At 41.8% G+C, this 19,285-nt stretch carries 17 protein-coding genes and 1 tRNA gene; 2 read left to right on the top strand and 16 right to left on the bottom strand.

Annotation, left to right across the window (positions count from 1 at the left end):
• Positions 1-5 precede the first annotated feature (5 nt).
• The 5 genes from RDN93_RS13780 to RDN93_RS13760 all read right to left on the bottom strand — a co-directional run bounded on the left by RDN93_RS13780 (position 6) and on the right by RDN93_RS13760 (position 7,421).
• On the bottom strand, positions 6-1,763 hold the full coding sequence (locus tag RDN93_RS13780; RefSeq protein ID WP_308746041.1) for a RagB/SusD family nutrient uptake outer membrane protein: 1,758 nt from the start codon (positions 1,761-1,763) through the stop codon (positions 6-8).
• 5 nt (positions 1,764-1,768) lie between these two features.
• Positions 1,769-5,191: a TonB-dependent receptor gene (locus RDN93_RS13775; protein WP_308746040.1), complete on the bottom strand. Its 3,423-nt coding sequence runs from the start codon at positions 5,189-5,191 to the stop codon at positions 1,769-1,771.
• 148 nt (positions 5,192-5,339) lie between these two features.
• Entirely contained in the window at positions 5,340-6,512 is a 1,173-nt protein-coding gene (locus RDN93_RS13770; protein WP_308746039.1) for a FecR domain-containing protein, read from the bottom strand.
• A 62-nt stretch (positions 6,513-6,574) separates the two neighbouring features.
• Complete coding sequence (locus RDN93_RS13765; RefSeq protein ID WP_308746038.1) at positions 6,575-7,120, bottom strand: sigma-70 family RNA polymerase sigma factor; 546 nt, start codon at positions 7,118-7,120, stop codon at positions 6,575-6,577.
• A gap of 70 nt (positions 7,121-7,190) precedes the next feature.
• Entirely contained in the window at positions 7,191-7,421 is a 231-nt protein-coding gene (locus RDN93_RS13760) for a hypothetical protein (protein ID WP_308746037.1), read from the bottom strand.
• 521 nt (positions 7,422-7,942) lie between these two features.
• Between RDN93_RS13760 and RDN93_RS13755 the strand changes: the two genes are divergently transcribed.
• Positions 7,943-8,015, top strand: a tRNA-Pro gene (locus RDN93_RS13755).
• Between the two features lie 108 nt (positions 8,016-8,123).
• Positions 8,124-9,761, top strand: coding sequence for an alpha-galactosidase (locus tag RDN93_RS13750; protein ID WP_308746036.1), 1,638 nt, complete (start codon positions 8,124-8,126; stop codon positions 9,759-9,761).
• An 82-nt stretch (positions 9,762-9,843) separates the two neighbouring features.
• On the opposite strand, the gene RDN93_RS13745 is transcribed toward RDN93_RS13750, so the two are convergent.
• From RDN93_RS13745 to RDN93_RS13695, 11 genes are all read right to left on the bottom strand, one after another.
• A complete protein-coding gene (locus RDN93_RS13745) occupies positions 9,844-10,647 on the bottom strand; it encodes a hypothetical protein (RefSeq protein WP_308746035.1) in 804 nt (267 codons plus the stop codon).
• 13 nt (positions 10,648-10,660) lie between these two features.
• Positions 10,661-11,029, bottom strand: a complete 369-nt coding sequence (locus RDN93_RS13740) for a GntR family transcriptional regulator (RefSeq protein WP_308746034.1) — start codon at positions 11,027-11,029, stop codon at positions 10,661-10,663.
• A gap of 10 nt (positions 11,030-11,039) precedes the next feature.
• Positions 11,040-11,870 (bottom strand): hypothetical protein, encoded by an 831-nt coding sequence (locus RDN93_RS13735; RefSeq protein WP_308746033.1) that lies wholly within the window; start codon positions 11,868-11,870, stop codon positions 11,040-11,042.
• Between the two features lie 6 nt (positions 11,871-11,876).
• Positions 11,877-12,722 carry an ATP-binding cassette domain-containing protein gene (locus RDN93_RS13730; RefSeq protein WP_308746032.1) on the bottom strand — a complete coding sequence of 282 codons (846 nt, stop codon included), beginning with the start codon at positions 12,720-12,722 and terminating at the stop codon, positions 11,877-11,879.
• Between the two features lie 172 nt (positions 12,723-12,894).
• On the bottom strand, positions 12,895-14,361 hold the full coding sequence (locus RDN93_RS13725; protein WP_308746031.1) for a tetratricopeptide repeat protein: 1,467 nt from the start codon (positions 14,359-14,361) through the stop codon (positions 12,895-12,897).
• A 21-nt stretch (positions 14,362-14,382) separates the two neighbouring features.
• Positions 14,383-15,330 carry a substrate-binding domain-containing protein gene (locus RDN93_RS13720; protein ID WP_308746030.1) on the bottom strand — a complete coding sequence of 316 codons (948 nt, stop codon included), beginning with the start codon at positions 15,328-15,330 and terminating at the stop codon, positions 14,383-14,385.
• Positions 15,331-15,334: 4 nt separating this feature from the next.
• Positions 15,335-16,150, bottom strand: coding sequence for a TonB family protein (locus RDN93_RS13715; RefSeq protein ID WP_308746029.1), 816 nt, complete (start codon positions 16,148-16,150; stop codon positions 15,335-15,337).
• Between the two features lie 26 nt (positions 16,151-16,176).
• Positions 16,177-16,830, bottom strand: a complete 654-nt coding sequence (locus RDN93_RS13710; RefSeq protein WP_308746028.1) for a biopolymer transporter ExbD — start codon at positions 16,828-16,830, stop codon at positions 16,177-16,179.
• Between the two features lie 15 nt (positions 16,831-16,845).
• Positions 16,846-17,451, bottom strand: a complete 606-nt coding sequence (locus RDN93_RS13705) for a biopolymer transporter ExbD (protein ID WP_308746027.1) — start codon at positions 17,449-17,451, stop codon at positions 16,846-16,848.
• 29 nt (positions 17,452-17,480) lie between these two features.
• Positions 17,481-18,284 (bottom strand): MotA/TolQ/ExbB proton channel family protein, encoded by an 804-nt coding sequence (locus tag RDN93_RS13700; protein ID WP_308746026.1) that lies wholly within the window; start codon positions 18,282-18,284, stop codon positions 17,481-17,483.
• A 163-nt stretch (positions 18,285-18,447) separates the two neighbouring features.
• Positions 18,448-18,888 (bottom strand): hypothetical protein, encoded by a 441-nt coding sequence (locus RDN93_RS13695; RefSeq protein ID WP_308746025.1) that lies wholly within the window; start codon positions 18,886-18,888, stop codon positions 18,448-18,450.
• Between the last annotated feature and the right edge of the window lie 397 nt (positions 18,889-19,285).

The raw sequence follows: 19,285 nt of genomic DNA, 5'->3' as shown, positions 1-19,285 counted from the left end.
CATATTTACCATCCCGGATTCTGAAGCATATACCCTTTATCTATTTCGGTCTGCTTGATAGGATGTAAATAAGAACGGTCACTCCATAATCTGTTTTCAAAGACATAAGGTTTGTAATGTACTTTATCCGGTGCTCCTGTAACAGCGGAGAGCTGCAATCCATACATAGCACCTTTCATTACACCTTCATCATCGGCTATCAGCCAACGTCTTATATCCCAAAAACGATGATCTTCATAAGCCAGTTCCACGGCTCGTTCCCTTCGCAGTTTCTCCCTGAATTGCTCTTTATTCAAAGTGGAAGGAAACCCTGGCATTCCGGAGCGTTCACGAACTTTCAGGACTGCATCGAATGCTTCTTTCGGGGGAGTTTCATAATATTCATTCAAAGCTTCCGCATAATTCAGATAGAGTTCGGCTACCCGGAAAACAATCCAGTCCATGTTAGTGGAGTTGCGCGGAGCCGTTGCTCTTAGTACGCGAGGTACCCATTTGCGAACCAGGTGTTTCGTTTTATCATAGGCTACATTGTGAGCTCCACCAGGCAGAAAATTAAGAATTCCAATTTCTGTATTCCAGTTAGCTCCATGCGCTGCAATGGTTTGCGCAAAACGAGGATCCAGTTCATCGTACTTTTCAAGCAGATCATCGCCACCATCCATATTCCATGTTTGTTGGTTCCCGTCTTTTTTCTCATAGAAACGCACAAAATTAAAGGTTGCAAAAAGCCCGCCATCGCTCCAACTACTTCCTGCCCATGCCGGTATATTGCTCGTTATGGGATGGCTACTTGTTGTGAAATTCCGGTATTTCTTGTTGGCCAAGATAATTTCTTTGTTATCGGGAGCAGTCCACACATGTTCGTAATTTGTTTCAGGTATTCCCTCATCGTACAAGTCGTAATAACCTGAAGACTCTACAGCAGTAATAGCCGCCTTGGCTGCTTTGACAGCCTCATTCCAGCGTTCTTTACTATAGTTTCCATATCCTATCAGGTCATTATTTCCGCTAAAAGGAAGATACGGATCATCGGTATTGAACAAGGGACTCGCCGCATACAGGAGTACTCTGGATTTAAGGGCTAAGGCGGCTATCCTGTTTGCCCGTCCCACTAATATCGAATTCGTATAATAATCCGGTAATATGGAAGCAGCCCGGTCACAATCGATAAGAATAGAATCTACACAATCGGAAAAAGTGTTCCGGGGTAGTTTACCATCTTCCGACGGATTTATCCTACGGTGTATTATAGGCAGTCCACCATATCTATATACTCCTTCCCAAAAGACCAAAGCTCGCATAAAATAGGCTTCGCCTTTGGAACGTTTCTTAAAATCAATGTCTCCCGGATCATCGGGCACTTCATCAATACGTTCAAGCACGATATTGCATTTTCGCAATGTCTGCCAACGGGTGTTGTGACGGGGGTCTTCATCCCAGTCTATGCTGCTGTTGTTATGATTGTCCACGTTCCACGAAGCATTGCCTTTCCCCCAGTTTGCACCTTGTTCAGCTTCATCACACGCACCTGCCAAGGTTGAGGTTGCACACAGTTTACGGTCGATCCCGCTACTTCCCATCGAGAATCCCAACGGCATACCCTCTGCATAAATGCCCGTTATGTATTGTTCTGTCAAAGTCCTGTCGGCAAAGACACCGTCTTCATCTAAATCGACAGAGGGCGGAGCTTCCAAATAGTCACTACACGAAAACATCAATACAGACGACAGAAGTATTGCACATATATATGTTATTCTTTTCATGATTATCAAAAATTTATATTAAGACCAATATTATATACTTTCTGCAACGGATATGTATTGATTTCAACATTCCCGCTTCTCGAAGGTGCTTCGGGGTCAAGATCTACCACATCTGTCCACGTAAATAAATTGGAACCGTTGAAATAAAATCTTACACTATTCAGGTTAAGTCGTTTGACAAAACCTCCGGTAAATGTATATCCCACTTCGAGGTTTTTCAATCGCAAATAACTGGCATCCCGTATCCAAAGAGTAGAAGGACGATAGTTGTGATCGGTTTCTCCGTTAGGATTCAGAGACAAACGAGGAAAGGTTATCTTTTCTCCCGCCTCATACCGTTCCTGTGTCCAACGTTCTTTTATCAAAGATTTCGCACTCTCCTCTCCTTTCGCGAAGGGCCACATTGACCGACCGAAATATTTAATGGATACATTGTCGGCTCCCTGAAATAAGATGGAAAAATCAAATCCTTTATATTGCGCTCCGAATGAGAAACCGTAAATAATCTCCGGTACGGGAGTATATCCTATCGGAACCATGTCGTAATCATCAATCACTCCATCCTGATTGACGTCTACATATTTGACGTCTCCCGGTTGCAACTGATTCCCGCTCCATGAACTTTTAGGACGGTCCAATGCATTGATTTCTTCCCACGAGTTATAGTATCCGTCAAAGATCAGTCCAAAAAACTGGTTCTTTCTTCTCCCGGTACTCATCTGATAATCATATCTCTTCTGCACTTCATCCATGTATATGATTTCATTCCTTGCAAATGAATAATTGAAGCGTGCCCAATAATGGAAATCTTGTATATGATGTCTAAAATTAAGGTCCATTTCCCAACCGCGATTTTCCATTTCTCCAAAATTATATGCAGGAAGATTAGCACCTATGATCATGGGGGATGTTGATCTGTTGGCTAAAATATTATTTCGTTTTTCTTTAAATATATCAAATGAAGCTGTCAGACAGTTATTGAACAGATTAATATCTACACCGGCATTCATCTTTTTCGCTTTTTCCCAAGTCAGCTCAGGATTGCCGATTTTATTTTCAACAATCATCAGTGAAGTATACGGATTGGAAGCCAAACCGAAATTATACTTGTTCACACCCGAATCAGTCGCTGTTCCATAAGAAGACGGTAGATACAAAAATCGATCACCACCTATCTGATCGTTTCCTACCTCTCCGTAGGAGCCTCTCACCTTTAAATATTTAACGATATTGTTTTTCGGAAAAAACTTTTCTTCACTGACGACCCAACCTAGTGAAACAGCTGGAAAAAATCCGAACCGTTTACCTTTGGCAAAATTCTCGGTTCCGTTGTATCCCATATTGAATTCTGCCAAATAACGGGAGGCATATTCATAGGTCAATCGTCCTACCAGCCCTTGATAAGCATTAGGTACATAATATTGAAGGGAGGGAGAATAGTATTTACTCTGATTATACAGAATAAGCGCTGTCGTTTTATGAAGCCCGAAAGTTCTATTATAATCAATTCCGAACTCCATATATACTTTCCGGTTCTTGTCCCATCCGGTACTTACGGACCAGATACTCTCTTCTGATTGGGGGATCAGATAGATATAATCCGGATCTTCCGTATCACGGCGCGCAAAATAGTAAGGAAAGGTTTTCGAATATTTCTTACGGCTATAATAATAGCTATCATACGCGATACTCCCGTGTACAGACAAACCTTTGGTCAAAGATGATAAATCATAATTCAGACGTAACGTTGTATTGACGTTATTCCTGTTATCTTTCTGATAGCCGTTGCTCAATAAGGTTTGCCAGGGATTGACGCTTCCCAGACCATCCTGTATGCGGACAATTTTATTGTCCACCAATCCCGGAGAGCTCAAAGGATTGGCAAAAGAAATAGCTTGCCAAATTCCACTGTTACCGGAACCTGGAGTAATTACCCTGCCTATCTGAGCAGCCATTTGAACGGTTGCCGAAAAGTCCCGCGTTATCTGAAAATCAAAATTAGTTCTGAAGTTATAACGGGTATTACGGGGATTCACGTCATGATCCGAATCTATCTTGGTATGTTTATAGATACCGGTCTGATCGAAATAGCTTCCTGATATAAAGTATTTCACACGTTCTGTACCACCCGAAAGGTTGATGTTGTGTTGGGTGCGGGTAGAAAACGTTCTAAGGAAATCATCTATCCAGTTAGTGTTCGGATGCAAGATTGGATCAAAGCCATTTCTGTACAATTCAATATCTTTATCCGTGAATTTCGGTTGGTAGGTAGACCCCGAAACCCGGGAGTCATTTTCTAAAGCTTCATTGTATAAAGTTGCATAATCAGCACTATTCAGATAACTGGGGAGCTGAGTTGCTTGCTGCAAAGCAAAATTACCCGAATAACTCAACCGAGGACGGCCTCTTTCCCCTTTACGGGTAGTAATTAATACGACGCCGTTAGCTCCCTTTACTCCATAGATCGCTGTTGCCGAAGCATCTTTAAGTATGTTCAATGATTCAATTTCATTCGGATCTATACCATCAAAGTTAGTTCGTTCGATGCCATCGATCATTATCAAAGGAGCCGTGTTGTCTGTAAATGTACTGACACCTCTAATTAACAGACTGGAAGCGTCTTCGCCTGGAGCACCACTTCTTTGAAAAGCAATCAATCCCGGCATTCGTCCTACCAGCATGTTACTAATATTGGATTGTTGTGTCTGTACCAATTCTTTCCTCGAAATAGAAGCGATAGATGCTGTCACACTTTCTTTCTTCTGCTTTCCGTAACCGACAATAACGACCTCCTCCAGACTTTGCTCGGCTTCTTTTATCTCAATAGAAAGTACTTTATTGTCTTTTACAGGTACTGTCGCCGTGACATAACCGATATAACTGATTTCCAAAACCGCATTCGGTTTTACAGATAAGGCAAAACGCCCGTTTATATCGGAAATTACACCGTTAAATGTACCGACTTCCTTGATATTGGCACCGATAATCGGTTCTCCTTTTGTATCGGTAATAGTACCGGTTATTCTCCGAGGTTCCTGCTGGTGTGAAGAAAGATTCTTTTTCACTGCCGCTTTTCTCTTTACAACAATCTGTTTTCCATTTATTTCATATACCAGATTTGTTTTTTCAAATAAGGCTGACAATTTTTCTGTGATTGTCTTCTTCCTGGATAGGTCTACACTGACAACTTGATTTAAACTAGGTCGGATGTCTTTTGAATAGATGAAAACGTAGCCTGTTGCTTTCTCTATATCTTTCAAATATTCCAGTAGAGTCCCTTTCTTTATATCATAAAGTTCGCTCGTTCTATTTCCATTAGCGAGAGTTACATTCGCCATAAATAGAAAAATAACAAAGAATTTCACAAACAGATATGATTTACAAAGAAAATATACCCTATTTGCATGATTGTAATAGGAATTTTCCATATTTTTGCGTATCAATTTTTAGGTTTTTCATAAGTAATTGAAAAATTTAAATCTCACGGGTTCGGAAGAGTTGCCTCTCTTCCGAACTTCTTTTTTACAAAGGCTTCATTTCTGTAGTTTATTCATAAGCATTAAATTTTTGGGGTTATTACTCGATTTTTATACTTCCCGCTTCAATTGTATACTTGACATCGTACAGCAACGAGAAGGTTTTCATGACTTGTTCTATATCATCAAATAAAATAAGTTTTCCCATTGTACACTTTTGCGCAACTTCCGGCGTACATGTTATAGTTACATTATAGTAACGACTTAACCGTTGGATGATATCTTTCATTGTCTCACCCCGGAACTGAAGCACACCATCTTTCCATGAAATATAATCGTAAGCATTTACTTCATCAATGCCGGATATTCCACCACTCAACTTAAAACGCTGATTAGGCAAAAGGACAAAATCTTCATTGAAGTTTGCTTTTACATTTACTTTTCCTTCTACCAACACAACAGACTGCAATGCATCATCAGCATAGGCAGACACATTAAACTTTGTTCCCAATACATTAACCGTCAGTTGGGGTGTCTCTACATAAAAAGGCCGGGAAGTATCTTTGGCAACTTCTATATAAATCTCTCCTTCTACTTTTATCCTCCGTTCGTCCGGAGCAAAAGAAGAGGGGAAACGTAATTTACTTCCCGAATTAATCCATACTTTCGACCCGTCTGCCAATACAATGGATGTATGGCTGCCATAAGGAACTAACAATGTATTTTGTTTTCCGGATTGAGCCTCTCCCTCTTTGATTATCTCCGTTTCCTTACCATCGGATTGAATAGTAATATCACCATCATAAGTAATGACGGCATTATCCTCTATCTGAATCGCTTCCGCATCATCTCTTATCAGCATTACTTTCTGATACAGAGTATCTGCTTTCACATTAACAAGCAAATCATCATCAGTTCCGGACATCCGAAAAGAATGGAGCAACCAGAAAGAAACAATACCTAATAATAGTACACAAGCGGCAGCATAACGGGTAAATAAGATAAAACGGTGCCTCTTATCACGACGCTCCATGCTTGTCTCTATACGCGTCCATAATCTTTCTGATTCTTCGGGTAACCGCTGAACCGGATTCAACCGGGCAGACAACATAATTTTGCGGGCTTCCTGTAAGGATGCCTGATCTTCGGGATGCTCTTTTTGATAATTACCCCACCATTCTTCCGATTCCTGGGTAGGAGCCAGACACCACAATATGAAGTCTTCATTTTGTAGCCATTGTTTTGTCGATTCAGGTATTCGTTCTGAATGCATACGCGTTCTTTTTATTGTTTCACTTTAAAAACACGCAAAGAACAAAAATACCCCCATGAAAATTAAAGAAAATAACCGAAAAGAAAAAAATAAATAATTTGAGGCTGAATTTTACGCATTTGTTCGATAGCCCGATACACTAATTTTTGCGCTGCTTTAGGTTGTATTCCCATCAATTTCCCGATTTCTTCATAGCTAAGTCCTTGGGTATAACGAAGGTATACAGCCTCCCGTTGTCGGTCTGTAAGGCTATCCAGCATTTTTTTCAACTGTTTTTGCATAGCAGCTCTTTCTTTTTCTTCATTTATGAGTTCAAAGCCGTTCACTTCAATAAGGAAACTATAGTTGTCAGAACCTTCTTCCAGGAATTCGGTATTCATTTCTTTTTTCTTAATGGTCCGAATTCGGTTTTTTAAGCAGTTCAACAGATAGAACTTCATATTCTGACTTTCCAAAAGTTTATGCTCACGTTCATATAAATACAAAAAGACATCCTGAATGGCATCTTCCAAAAGTTCTTTACTAATGCCAAAAGCAATGCCGTATGAAAACAAATCGTTCTCATATGTCTCATATAACCATTTATATAAGGATTGCTTATTCTTCATACCATCTTCACAAAAAGTTAGAATCCTATCTTCTAAAGAATATTGAAATAATAATTATCGCCAACCTGTCTCATCCCATCCGACAACATAACACATTATAAAATTTATCTTCCACAGACTGTATCCCCTCTGTCATTTTCACCCAATAGCCCTCTGTGACAAAGCTACGAAGAAAATTGTCATCTGCTATATAAACTAAGCACTGAACGTAATAAGATTCTCTTTCATCATCGCCATTATGACAAGCGACTACCAGCATAGCTAAACACACAAACAAGGAGAAAATTTTTATCTTTTTCATTAGATTTCAAGTTTATTACGAGACAAAGATAAAAAATATGAGAAACAAAGCTCTATCTCTTAATAATATTAACAATTTAACTATTGCTTATGACTCTTCCGATTTCGATGCGATAAATCATATCTTACCAATATTACATCATGACATTTTTCCTTGTAGTAGAACGGACATGACAGGTTACGGCAGGATACTATATAAAAAGAAGGATATTATAAAACTACTGGATGAAAACAGACTAAAGTTTTTTAAAAGCCGACAGTATAGAAATTCCAGTATAAATGAATACATTAGAAAGTTTTCTGTAATTTTATCCCAATAGTATTTGGAGGAATCGAACCTTTTCCATATCTTTGCACCGTCAAAAAAATGACAGCGATAAAGATTGAAATAATTGAAATTAGGAATATGGCTAATTCAATGGTTTTGATTTTAACGATATAAGATTTAGTGCTGTTTATCAGGGACTTAGAAATAAAAAACTTTAAATATCCGATTCCTGGTGGCACCACTTCTTAAGCAATCGGAATGTAGCGCAGTTGGTAGCGCACTACGTTCGGGACGTAGGGGTCGGGCGTTCGAGTCGCCTCATTCCGACAAGACAAAGGGTAGCTTTCTGGAATACAGCAAGTTACCCTTTATTATTTTCAAGCTGCCGGGACGAAATCGGGACAGCCGGACTCAAATCTATCAACCTATTATATCATGAAAAACAGATTCTGCATTTTGACGGCAACCGCCCTCTTCCTGCTTTGTTTCAGTTGCACAAAGACTCAAGTGACTCATTCTGAGAATGAGAAGACAATCACTCCGCCTATCATGGGATGGAGTTCATGGAATGCTTTCCGAGTAGATATCAGCGAAGACATTATTAAACACCAGGCCGACCTTATGGTAGAAAAAGGCTTGAAGGACGCAGGCTACCACTACATCAATGTAGACGACGGTTTCTTCGGCAGACGGGATGACAACGGAGTCATGCAGACCAACGAGAAACGTTTCCCGAACGGCATGAAACCAATAGCCGACCACATACACGGACTGGGAATGAAAGCCGGCATCTATACCGATGCAGGCAACAACACCTGCGGCTCCATCTGGGACAATGACGCAGCAGGAGTAGGCGCAGGCATTTACGGGCATGAGCCGCAGGACGCCCAATTATACTTCGGCGACTGGGGATTCGACTTTATCAAAATAGACTATTGCGGCGGAGATGTACTGGGACTGGAAGAGCAAGAACGCTATACCTCTATCCGCAACAGCATAGACAAGGTAAACAAGGACGTTTCCGTGAATATCTGCCGATGGGCTTTCCCCGGCACTTGGGCGAAAGACGTGGCAACTTCCTGGCGTATCAGCGGAGATATTAATGCACATTGGAACTCACTGAAATATGTAGTCGGAAAGAATCTCTACCTGTCCGCCTATGCCGGAAACGGACACTACAATGATATGGACATGATGGTAATCGGATTTCGCGACGACAGCAAAGTAGGCGGGAAAGGACTTACCCCGGCAGAAGAAGAAGCACATTTCGGTCTGTGGTGTATCATGAGCTCGCCTTTGCTTATCGGCTGCAATCTGGAAAACCTGCCGGAATCTTCTCTCGAATTGCTGAAAAACAAAGAATTGATTGCGCTCAACCAAGACCCGCTGGGATTGCAGGCTTATGTAGCACAACACGAAAACGACGGCTATGTACTGGTGAAAGACATCGAACAGAAACGTGGCAATGTACGCGCTGTGGCATTATACAATCCCTCCGATACAGTATGCAGTTTCTCCGTTCCATTCTCTTCCCTGGAATTTGCTGGGAACGTGAAAGTTCGTGATTTAGTAAAGCATAGCGATTTAGGCAGTTTCTACGGCAACTTTGAACAGACTCTGCCCGCACACAGTGCCATGTTCCTTCGTATGGAAGGCGAAACGCGCCTGGAACCGACATTGTATGAAGCAGAATGGGCATACCTACCTCTTTTCAACGACTTAGGCAAGAACCCGAAAGGCATTATTTACACCAACGACAAGGAAGCATCCGGCAAAATGAAAGTGGGATTCCTCGGCGGACAACCGGAAAACTATGCTGAATGGCGCGAAGTGTACAGTGGAGACGGCGGACGTTACAACATGACCATTTACTATTCATTCGGCAAAGGACGACAATTGGAAGTAGACGTCAACGGCATTATCACAAAAATCAATTCATTGGGAGAAGACGAAACACACAATCAAATCTCCATTCCTGTAGAATTGAAAGCAGGATATAATACCATCCGCATGGGAAACAGCTATAACTGGGCACCGGACATTGACTGCTTCACCCTGACCAAAGCGCTGTAACATTACAACCGATATATAAAAAGGAGCAATAATGAATCTATTTCATTTTGCTCCTTTTCTGTCTAGCCATGTCTAGTTTCTATTACGGATTCACTATTATTTCCGCTTTCTCCCGAAGCGTCATTTGTAATTGGGCATCTTTATCCAATGGAGTCCATACAACACGGTTGCATTCTCCTACCTGTAAGGCGTTATGATGTTTTTTAGTACCTCTAAGATACTCTGTACCTATTTCGCAACTTTCAATCTTCCAGTTCCATGTACTATTCAGGTTCAGATAGAAATTTTCAATCTTACTATCCTTTGCCTTAAATCTCAAATCTTCTCCATCAATACTAAAAGAACGGAACTGGCAAGAATCAAGCAATACTTCCTGATGAAGCACATGTACAAACAAAGAATCCATTTTTACCTCCTTCAAGTTCATCTTTAAACCTTGCGTATAAAAAAGAAGACTGCTTAACGAATCCACAGACAACTGTACATCCATCCCTACCGCATAAATATTGTCTCTATCACGAAACTTGGCAGGAATATTACCATTATTAAAATCAAGTTCCATCAGTAACGTATCATTTACCTGGCTTACTTTTAGATACTGATTCTTTGGATAAACAATCTTTCTTTCTCCTGCCGTAGAAGAGCTTGTCACTGTCACATCACCATTCACATAAATCCACCTATCTTCACCATCCTTATCCCGGTTAATAAACATCTTCACTGCATGTACATTGTCCAAATCCATTTCTACCCGTTCATCTCCTCCTACAAAAAGGCCATTTTGTTTGTATGATTTCCCGGTTGTAGCCACTAAAGCAATAGAGACAACAATAATAATCAACCCGGAGACGATAAGACCTATTAATATATAAGTAGTACGTTTCATAATATTTCGTTTTTTATTTCTGCTTTTTTATAAACTCACGATACATCGCTTCTATCTCCTTCATCGGAATATCCAGTGTATATAACTGGCGAAAAAAATAGTCCAACTCTTCTTTCAAAAAGATTTCTTTGCGAAGAGAACGAATCAATTCCTTAGCTCCCAATGCTACAAAATACCCTATACCGCGTTTATTATAAATAATATTCTGTACCTGGAGATAATCGAAAGAACGCATCACCGTGTTGGCATTCACCTCTACAATAGCAGCATATTCCCTGACAGAAGGAACGCGTTCTTCTTCCGGATATTGTCCCAGCAATATCTCATCACAGATCCTATCTGCAATTTGTAAATAAATGGCTTTACTTTCTTTAAAATTCATAAGCTAAGGATTACATTCGGTTAATAATTTCAGACTCCTTGAAACGGAAATAAGCAAGTATCCAGTTAAACAGAGTAAAGAATATGCAGACAGCAATAAATAATCCCCATATAGCTTCATCAGACATTATAATATTACCCGGGAAAGAATAATTCATATTACTCTGCAACAACATTTTACTCATAAAAGCCCCCACCAAGAAATAAACTATCCCAATACCCATTCCCGATGCAAATGTTTTCAAGAATGAGTTTTTAGGCCATATAGTACTACCTAATATAAATAAAGATTGAACGAAGAAATATCCGGCTATCAATGCTCCGAACTCCCATCCTGTCCTGCACAATGTATAATAACGTTTTCCCTTGCCGACCAAATGAGACAAATCAACAGGAGCTATAAAGTCCTTTTCAGGATAAGCCAGCGAATAAACCATCACCCGCGTATAGTCCGCCAATTTATAGGTAATCAGAAAAACCACCAGGAATACCACCGTAAACACAAACCAGCGTGAAAAGAATCTCTCAAAAGGAGTTACCGGGGTCATTAATGTAGACATGCGACTCGTTTTTGTTTTCATCTTCTCCATCGTGAACGAAGCACTCAAACAGCCGAATACCCATAAAGACCAAATAAACACAACCAAAAGAAATGACCATGCCGGGTCATTCGAACTTTCATAGTCATGCCTATATTCAAAATATCCATTCCAAATTACCACCACCGCCATCACTCCATAAAGCAACACAATACGAAGCACATTCGATTTCCAACTCTCCACCATCTCCTTGCGGCAAAGATTCATAAAACGAGGCAAACTGAAAAAAGTATCTTTTATCATCGTCTTTTATTTTTGAGCGTGAAACAATCGGGCTATCTCTTCAGGAGCAGCCAACGTAGCATTAAACAGAAGTTCCAGGTTAATCTCCGATTCTTCTTTCTCTACATTGGGAAGTATCAGATGGTTACCTTGAATGGTAGGAATCGCAAAGAGAGCACTCTTCGCCAGTTCGCGGTCGTCACTCTCCACAAAGTAAAGTCTGTCGCAGATAGAACTTGTCGATTCATCCAACAGCACACGACTCTCATCCATAATCAGCACATGGTCGAGCACCTTATCTATATCACGTACCTGATGCGTGGAAATCACAATCGTCTTATCATCCGACATACCCGATGCGATAAATTTGCGGAACTGGCTTTTTCCGGGAATGTCCAAACCATTGGTCGGTTCGTCCATCAACAAAAACGAAGTATTCGTAGCAAGCGCGAAACTCATGAAAACTTTCTTCTTCTGTCCCATAGACAGCGATCCGAGATCAATATCAATATTCATCTCAAAACAATGAAGATACTTAATCATCTCCTCCTTACTAAAACGAGGATAGAAAGGACTGTTCAGCTCCACATAGCTGACCAAAGAGACCGAAGGCAATTCAAATTCCTCCGGAACCAGAAACATATCCTGCAAAGTGACCGGCAACCGGCGACGAACGTCCGTATCATGGAACATCACCCTGCCGCTTTTAGGCGTCAACAACCCGGACATCAAATAAAGAAGAGTGGACTTTCCGGCACCATTCTTCCCCAGCAGTCCATATACCCTGCCAGACTCAAAAGAAAGAGAGAAGTCCCGGAGCACCTCACGCTTCGATTTACGATAAGCAAATGAAAGATTTTCTACTGCAATCATAGTACTTTTGTTTAATGAATTAGTTAATTCTAGTGTATTAGTATAATAGTACACTGCAAAAGTAGACAATCTTTTGAATAAAGCAATAGAAAAGCTGAAAAAAGTACAAAAAAAGGAGAAGCTAAGATCACTCTCCACTCCTCCTGTCACGACAAACAACTAAAATTATTCACTATTTGATGCCGTCCAATGCCCTTTTAGCAGTAGCATTAGCGGGGTCTATAGCCAAAATTTTGCTCCAGTATTCCCGTGATGTATCCTTGTTCGCTTTCGCTTCAGCTTTCAATGCCGGGTTTTCGATAGCCAACAGATAATAATATCCGAGATAACTGTAACATTCCACCAGGGCAGCATTGTAATGGGGATCGTTTTTACTTTCCAATAAAGCAGCCACTTCCTCATAGAAAGGCTTCGCCAGTCCCTGAGTCGTTTCGGGGTCAAGTGCGGAATTGGCACGTGCCCGCCAGAAATTGCCCAGATAGCTGTCCGGTGCCGCCACTGCGATAACCTGGAAAACAGAATCGGCAGATGCCAAAGCCTGTTTACGCTCTTCTACAGTGATGGTTAACGAATCAGGTTGTGTACCCGCTCCATAATAAAGCCTGCCAAACTGGAATTGTAAATCCGGAGTTTGTTTTTCTTTATCAAGAGACGAATAATATTTTTGGTAAGCGCTGATCGCTTTCTTATAATCATTCTTCTGCTCGTAAGCAGCAGAGATATTCTTGTACAAATCCGTCTTTGTCGGATCCATTTCAACCGCCTTTTCGTATTGTACTACTGCATCGTCATACTTCTTCAAATTCTCCAGCAAATGCCCGTAATACATATAATCCAAATAAGAATAGTCGGCCTTGTCGCACTCATTAAAGAAGACATCCGCAGCCTTTATCGCTTCGTCAAAACGTTTCAGGTCAGTATAATTATACATTGCCAGCCGGTTGAACGCAGCATGACGGGGATTCTTCTGCAAACCCATGTCAGCCACTTCGAGCGACTTCGCAAAATCATGGTTCAGGAATAAGGCAAACGCATATTTCACCAAATCCTCTTCAGTCGCAGCCGGCCCCGTAGCAAAACGCGAATAGGCGTCCGCTGCTTTACTGAAATCATTCTTTAAATAATAAATCTCTGCCAGTTTTTTGTCTACTGCCGTGTTGGACGGTTCCAGTGCTTTCAACTGGTTCAGCTTTTCGATGGCAAGGCTTGCGCTCGCCGACTTATAAATATCCGCATACTTCAGATAAGCATCCGCACATTTCGGGTCGAAGTAAATAGCCTCTTCATACTTCTGAGAAGCAAGACCCGCATTTTTCTGTTTTACGGCAATATCCCCTTCCAATACGGAAGCCATAGCCGACTTGCCATCCGCTTTCCTCGCAAGGGCAGCATACTCCTGCGCTTCGGTAAGTTTGCCGGCATCCAGATAAGCATCACCGACAGCCACCAGAAGTTCCACATTCTTCTTGTTCTTTCCTTTTATCAGATGTTCAGCTTCTTCGGCAGCCTGTGCCGGGTTCGTCTGAATAGTTTCCTTCAATTTTGCAACGCCTGCCCGCCATTCGGCATCGGGCGATTGCGCGTAGAGCGACCCAACTGCTATAAACGCTCCAGCTAAAAACATTTGTACTCGTTTCATGATAGTCTCTAATTTTAGTTATTATTCGTCTTTCACATGGACAATACGCACCGGCTGAGTAGCCGGAACAAGCCCGGATTTCAATATAATCCGCTGCCCCTTGTCGGATGTCATAAAAGAAGTGAATCCCCAGGGCAGCCCATTGCGGGGATCATTCAGAATTGCGTAAATCGGACGCGCCAACGGATAGTTGCCATAATACAGATAAGCCTGATAAGGTTTATAACTGTTTTCGGGAGTCGCCACATCCTCGGCACTCACCGCCATCACTCTGATTTCTTCCTTGAAAGAAAGATTGGTAGTATCACTGCGGTTGCCCAGCCAGTTTACCCCAATCACACCTATCGCTTCGGGATTCTCCGCTACAAAATCTATCACCTGCTGATTCGTATTCAAGGCACTCACATTCTCCGTAGCCAGCGGTTTTCCGCCACAAACGGAATCCATAGCAAAGCGTACGGTACTCGAATTCTTATTGTCGAATACCACCAGGATATCCTTCAAGCCGGAGCGGGGATTCACCTGTTTCCAGTTTTTCGCTTCTCCCGTCAGGATACGGCGGAAGTCCCGTACACTCAACAAAGAATCCGGATTCGCACGATTCACAATCAATGCCAGTGCATCGGTAGCCAACTTAATCTCGCGGGGATAGAACTTACGGCTGTGGAACGAATTCATCTCTTCCTCAGTCAGCGTCCGGGTTGCGATTGCCAACCGGACACTGTCTTTCAGAAGTAAGTTAATCGCTTCCACTTCCGTTGTATAGCGAGGGACAATCCCGGCCAAAGGATACAGGCTCTCGAATACATCGATTTCTTCCTGTACAATGGGCTCGAAACTTTCATCCGCCGCAATAGCTATCACACCGGACGAATACGTATCCGTCGGTCCCTCTTTCGATTTAGAGCGGCAAGCACTTAATGCCGCCAGCAAAACGATTCCTATCAGCCAAAATTGTCTCTTCATCATCTTTCTATTGTAACCTGAACATTACCGGAACGGTGAACTTCACACGTACCGCCTTACCATTCTGCTTACCCGGAATCCACTTCGGCATACTCTTCACCACGCGTACAGCTTCCTTATCCAGATAAGGATCCACGCCACGGGCGACACGCACGTCCGAGATAGAACCGTCGCGCTCCACCACAAACTGAATGATGACACGCCCCTGCGTTCCATTCTCCTGGGCGATAGTCGGATATTTGATATTCTTGCCCAGATAAGACATCAATTCCTGTTGTCCGCCGGGGAAAGCAGGCATCTGCTCTACCATATCGAATACCTTTTCCGGCTCCGGTGCAGCCTGTGTCACCACCTGCTTCAAGTCCGCGATATCCTTACCGTTGGCTTCGTCATTACCTTTCACGTCGGCAATGGAGATAGCCACCTTCGTAGAAGTCAGCTCTTCCTGACTCTTGATCTCATTATCCTCATGCACCTCCTCATCCTTCTTGATGACAGGAGCCGTAAACTTGATAGAACTCTTCAATGCAGGCGGGGGAGGCGCTACCGGTTCCACCCGTTTCATCTCTTCCTGTTTGATTTCCGGCTCTTCCAGTTTCGACAGAGTAGTGACCTCCGTCATTACTTCTTTCTGTTTCGGAGTTGCCAACTTCACCAGCGTAGGAATCGTAAACCCGATCAATGCGATGACCAATACAGCCAGCATTGCCAGATTGTGCCGTTTCGTAGAATTGGCGCGCATCTTGTAAGCGCCATACGCTTGATTCTTGCCTTCAAAAATCAGTTGACACCATTCCGAAGAAGTTAAATCTATTTTTGCCATTTTACTTTTCTTTTTTAGGTGTTACATCATTTATCGGCAAGGTTCTGTGACAATGCTCCCTTAGCATCGAAATTCTTAATCAAGAACTCGTCCGCCTCGGCAATGTCCGTAATCACATACTTACCTATATTACATATCTGCATTTCGTCCAGCGCATCAATCAGATTCATATAAGAAGCATCATCCGTCGCCTTGATAATCACGGTCGGCGTGTCTTTTCCGCTCTTAATTTCGGAAACCTGCTTGCGGTATTCCTCCTCTGAAATCTTCAGGTCCAGCTTCTGCTGCTTCAAAGCCCTCACTTTGTTCACGGCAGCCGCATTCTTCTGAAGAAGTACGGCACGTATTCCGTCCGGAGTGTAACTAGTCTCTTTCAACGAAGTATAATCCTTGTAATTCGGTTCCCCTTCGTAGTAATAGAGCTTGTTATCCGCTCCCAGCAATAATGTAATTGCCTGCGAAGCCTTCACCATACTCTTCTGTTGTTCAGTAATATTCTTGTCATTGCTCGGCATGCTAATCTCCATCGTCTGAGGTTTGCTCAGGGTGGTACAAAGCATGAAGAAAGTAATCAGCAACATATTCATATCCACCATCGGGGTAAAGTCCACCCTTACGGCAAATTTCTTCTGCTTGCTCTTTCCGTTTTTTCCGCCGCTCTCTTGTACTTCAGCACTCATTCTGTTTCCTCCTTTTTATTCTTCAGATTCCGTTTTGAGAGAAGTAATCAGATTATACCGATTCTCCCGCAAATCCTGAAGTGAGTTCATAACGTTCTTTATCACTGAGTATGGAGTCGAAGCATCCGCCTTGATAGCGATACGCAAGTCAGCATTGGCAAGACGTGCATTACGCACCCATGACTTGAACTGATTGTCGGTACTATCGCAGGGAATCCCTTCATTTTTGAGAATCTTGTCCCGTTGTTCTTCAGGCAGATCCAGGTATTTCTGCATACTTCTGATAGGCACTCCGAAAGTTGAAGCCAGTGTAAACCGCTTCTCCTGTTCGGGAGTAAACTTGATGCCATACTCTTCCCCCATGCTCTCCAAAACAGCCTGCATATCCTGCTGTTTGTCGAGGCTCATAAATATTTTCCCATCCGGATCTACCAGAATCTGAAGCACATTTGTCTCCGGAATCTTAATTTCCGATACGGAAGCCGGAGTGTTGACCTGCACCGGTTCTTTCTTCACAAATGTTGAAGTCAACATAAAGAAAGTCAGCAACAATACGGTCACGTCACTCATAGCAGTCATATCTATGAACGTACTTTTCTTTTTAATTTGCGCTCTACCCATGATTAATAGATTTTAAAGGGTTCGCAGAATTAGTGAGTAGCAGCAAAAGTCTGCACGATAGAGAATCCGACCTCGTCAAGTCCGTAAGTCAGTTTATCAATTTTGTTAGTGTAGTAGTTGTAAGAGATAACAGCCAGAGCACCGGTCAAGATACCGAAAGCAGTGTTAATCAAAGCCTCGGAAATACCTTGCGACAAGGCCATGGAGTCGGCACCACCACCGGCGGACAGGGCGGCAAACGAACGGATCATACCGATTACAGTACCGAGCAGCCCCATCAATGTACCCAATGTGGTGATGGTAGCGATAATCGGAAGATTCTGCTGCATCATAGGCATTTCCAGTGCGGTAGCTTCTTCCAGTTCTTTTTGGATAGCCAGCAGTTTTTGTTCCTTAGGCAAAGCTGTGTTCTTTTCCATTTCTTCATACTTGCGTAAAGTAGAAGTGACGACATTAGCCACAGAACCCTGTTGCTTGTCACAGATTTCCTGTGCCTTCTTAATATCTCCGGCAGCCAGGGCAGCTTTGATATTGGCAACGAATTTAGCTAATGAACCTTTTCCGAAAGCAGAACGGAGAGCAAAATAGCGTTCGATACTCAATGCGAGCACGGTCAACAACAGTGTCTGAATGACAGGCACAATAATACCACCTTTGTAGATAGTCCCCAGAAAGTTTCCGGGCAACGGATGGTTGTTCGGATCATTGTTCATAAAGTTGGACGGATTTCCCAATAGGAAATGGTAAATACACACTGCTAGAATAAAACAGCAGATAATTACGATACCGGCATTCTTTATACCTACAACTTGAGTTTTTTTAGTAGTTTCCATAATAAGTTTTTTGTTAAGATATTAATTTTAGTTATTTAGAAAATTTCAATTGATTAGATACACTGCGCTACAGACCCTGCGACTTTTTAAACACACAAAAAAGGCGCACAGTTCATACAGAAGTACGAAAAGTAAATTAATACGAGTAAAAACGGGAGAAATACTAAATAAGGATACGTCTTAGAGCGAACACATAGTAGTCGCTGCAGATAATGGAATAATGTGGATCCTTATCCGAATAATAAGATTTACTTCGATCTAATACAAGTGAGTTTTCTCTTAACAAGAAGAACTTATGTATAATGTCCTTTAAAGAGTCATTTATTTCAATGATTCTACGCAGACGGTAATTATTAGCATTTGATTCAGTAATCGGTTTAAAGCCCAATTCTACGTCCGAAATAGACAAAGACTGAGAGTGATTATAGCCCACAGAATGACTATTGACAGACGAGCTTTGATTAGTCACGGAAGTTGCTTCAGAGAATTGACAAGAAGAAGCGCAAGCTGAAATACAAGAAGATGAATTCCCGGCAATTCCACTTATGCTAAAGGATAGCATCAGCAGAAAAAAAGCTAATATGAATTTCGGGGAAACTTTCATTGTATTTTAGTTGTTATATTGTCCTTGTTTATATCCGGCAACAAATGTAAGCAATAAAAGCGTACGTTTGTTGTTGTTCACATCATTTAAACTATAAAGTTTAACTCTATTATTAGAACAAGCTACAAAGAGGATTGTTCTTTAAGAAAGCAATTTTATGTCTTAAAAAACATTTAAAAAGTTGTCCGGCCGTTATTATTCAACGATCGGACTGAGCCTTTTTAATCTATATCCGGTTTCATGGGACAGCATAGTATGTTATTTTGGAAAGTTATAGAGAAGCGGTATAAGTGTATAAAAACAGAAATCCCCTTGACTCTTAATGAATCAAGGGGACTCTTCAAAAACGGCGGCTACCTACTCTCCCACTGTTACGCAGTACCATCGGCGTGACGAG

The sequence above is a fragment of the uncultured Bacteroides sp. genome (genome assembly GCF_902491285.1).
Lineage (GTDB): Bacteria > Bacteroidota > Bacteroidia > Bacteroidales > Bacteroidaceae > Bacteroides.
Note: the sequence above shows the minus strand (reverse complement) of the source record. Positions and strands in the feature narration are given on the sequence as shown.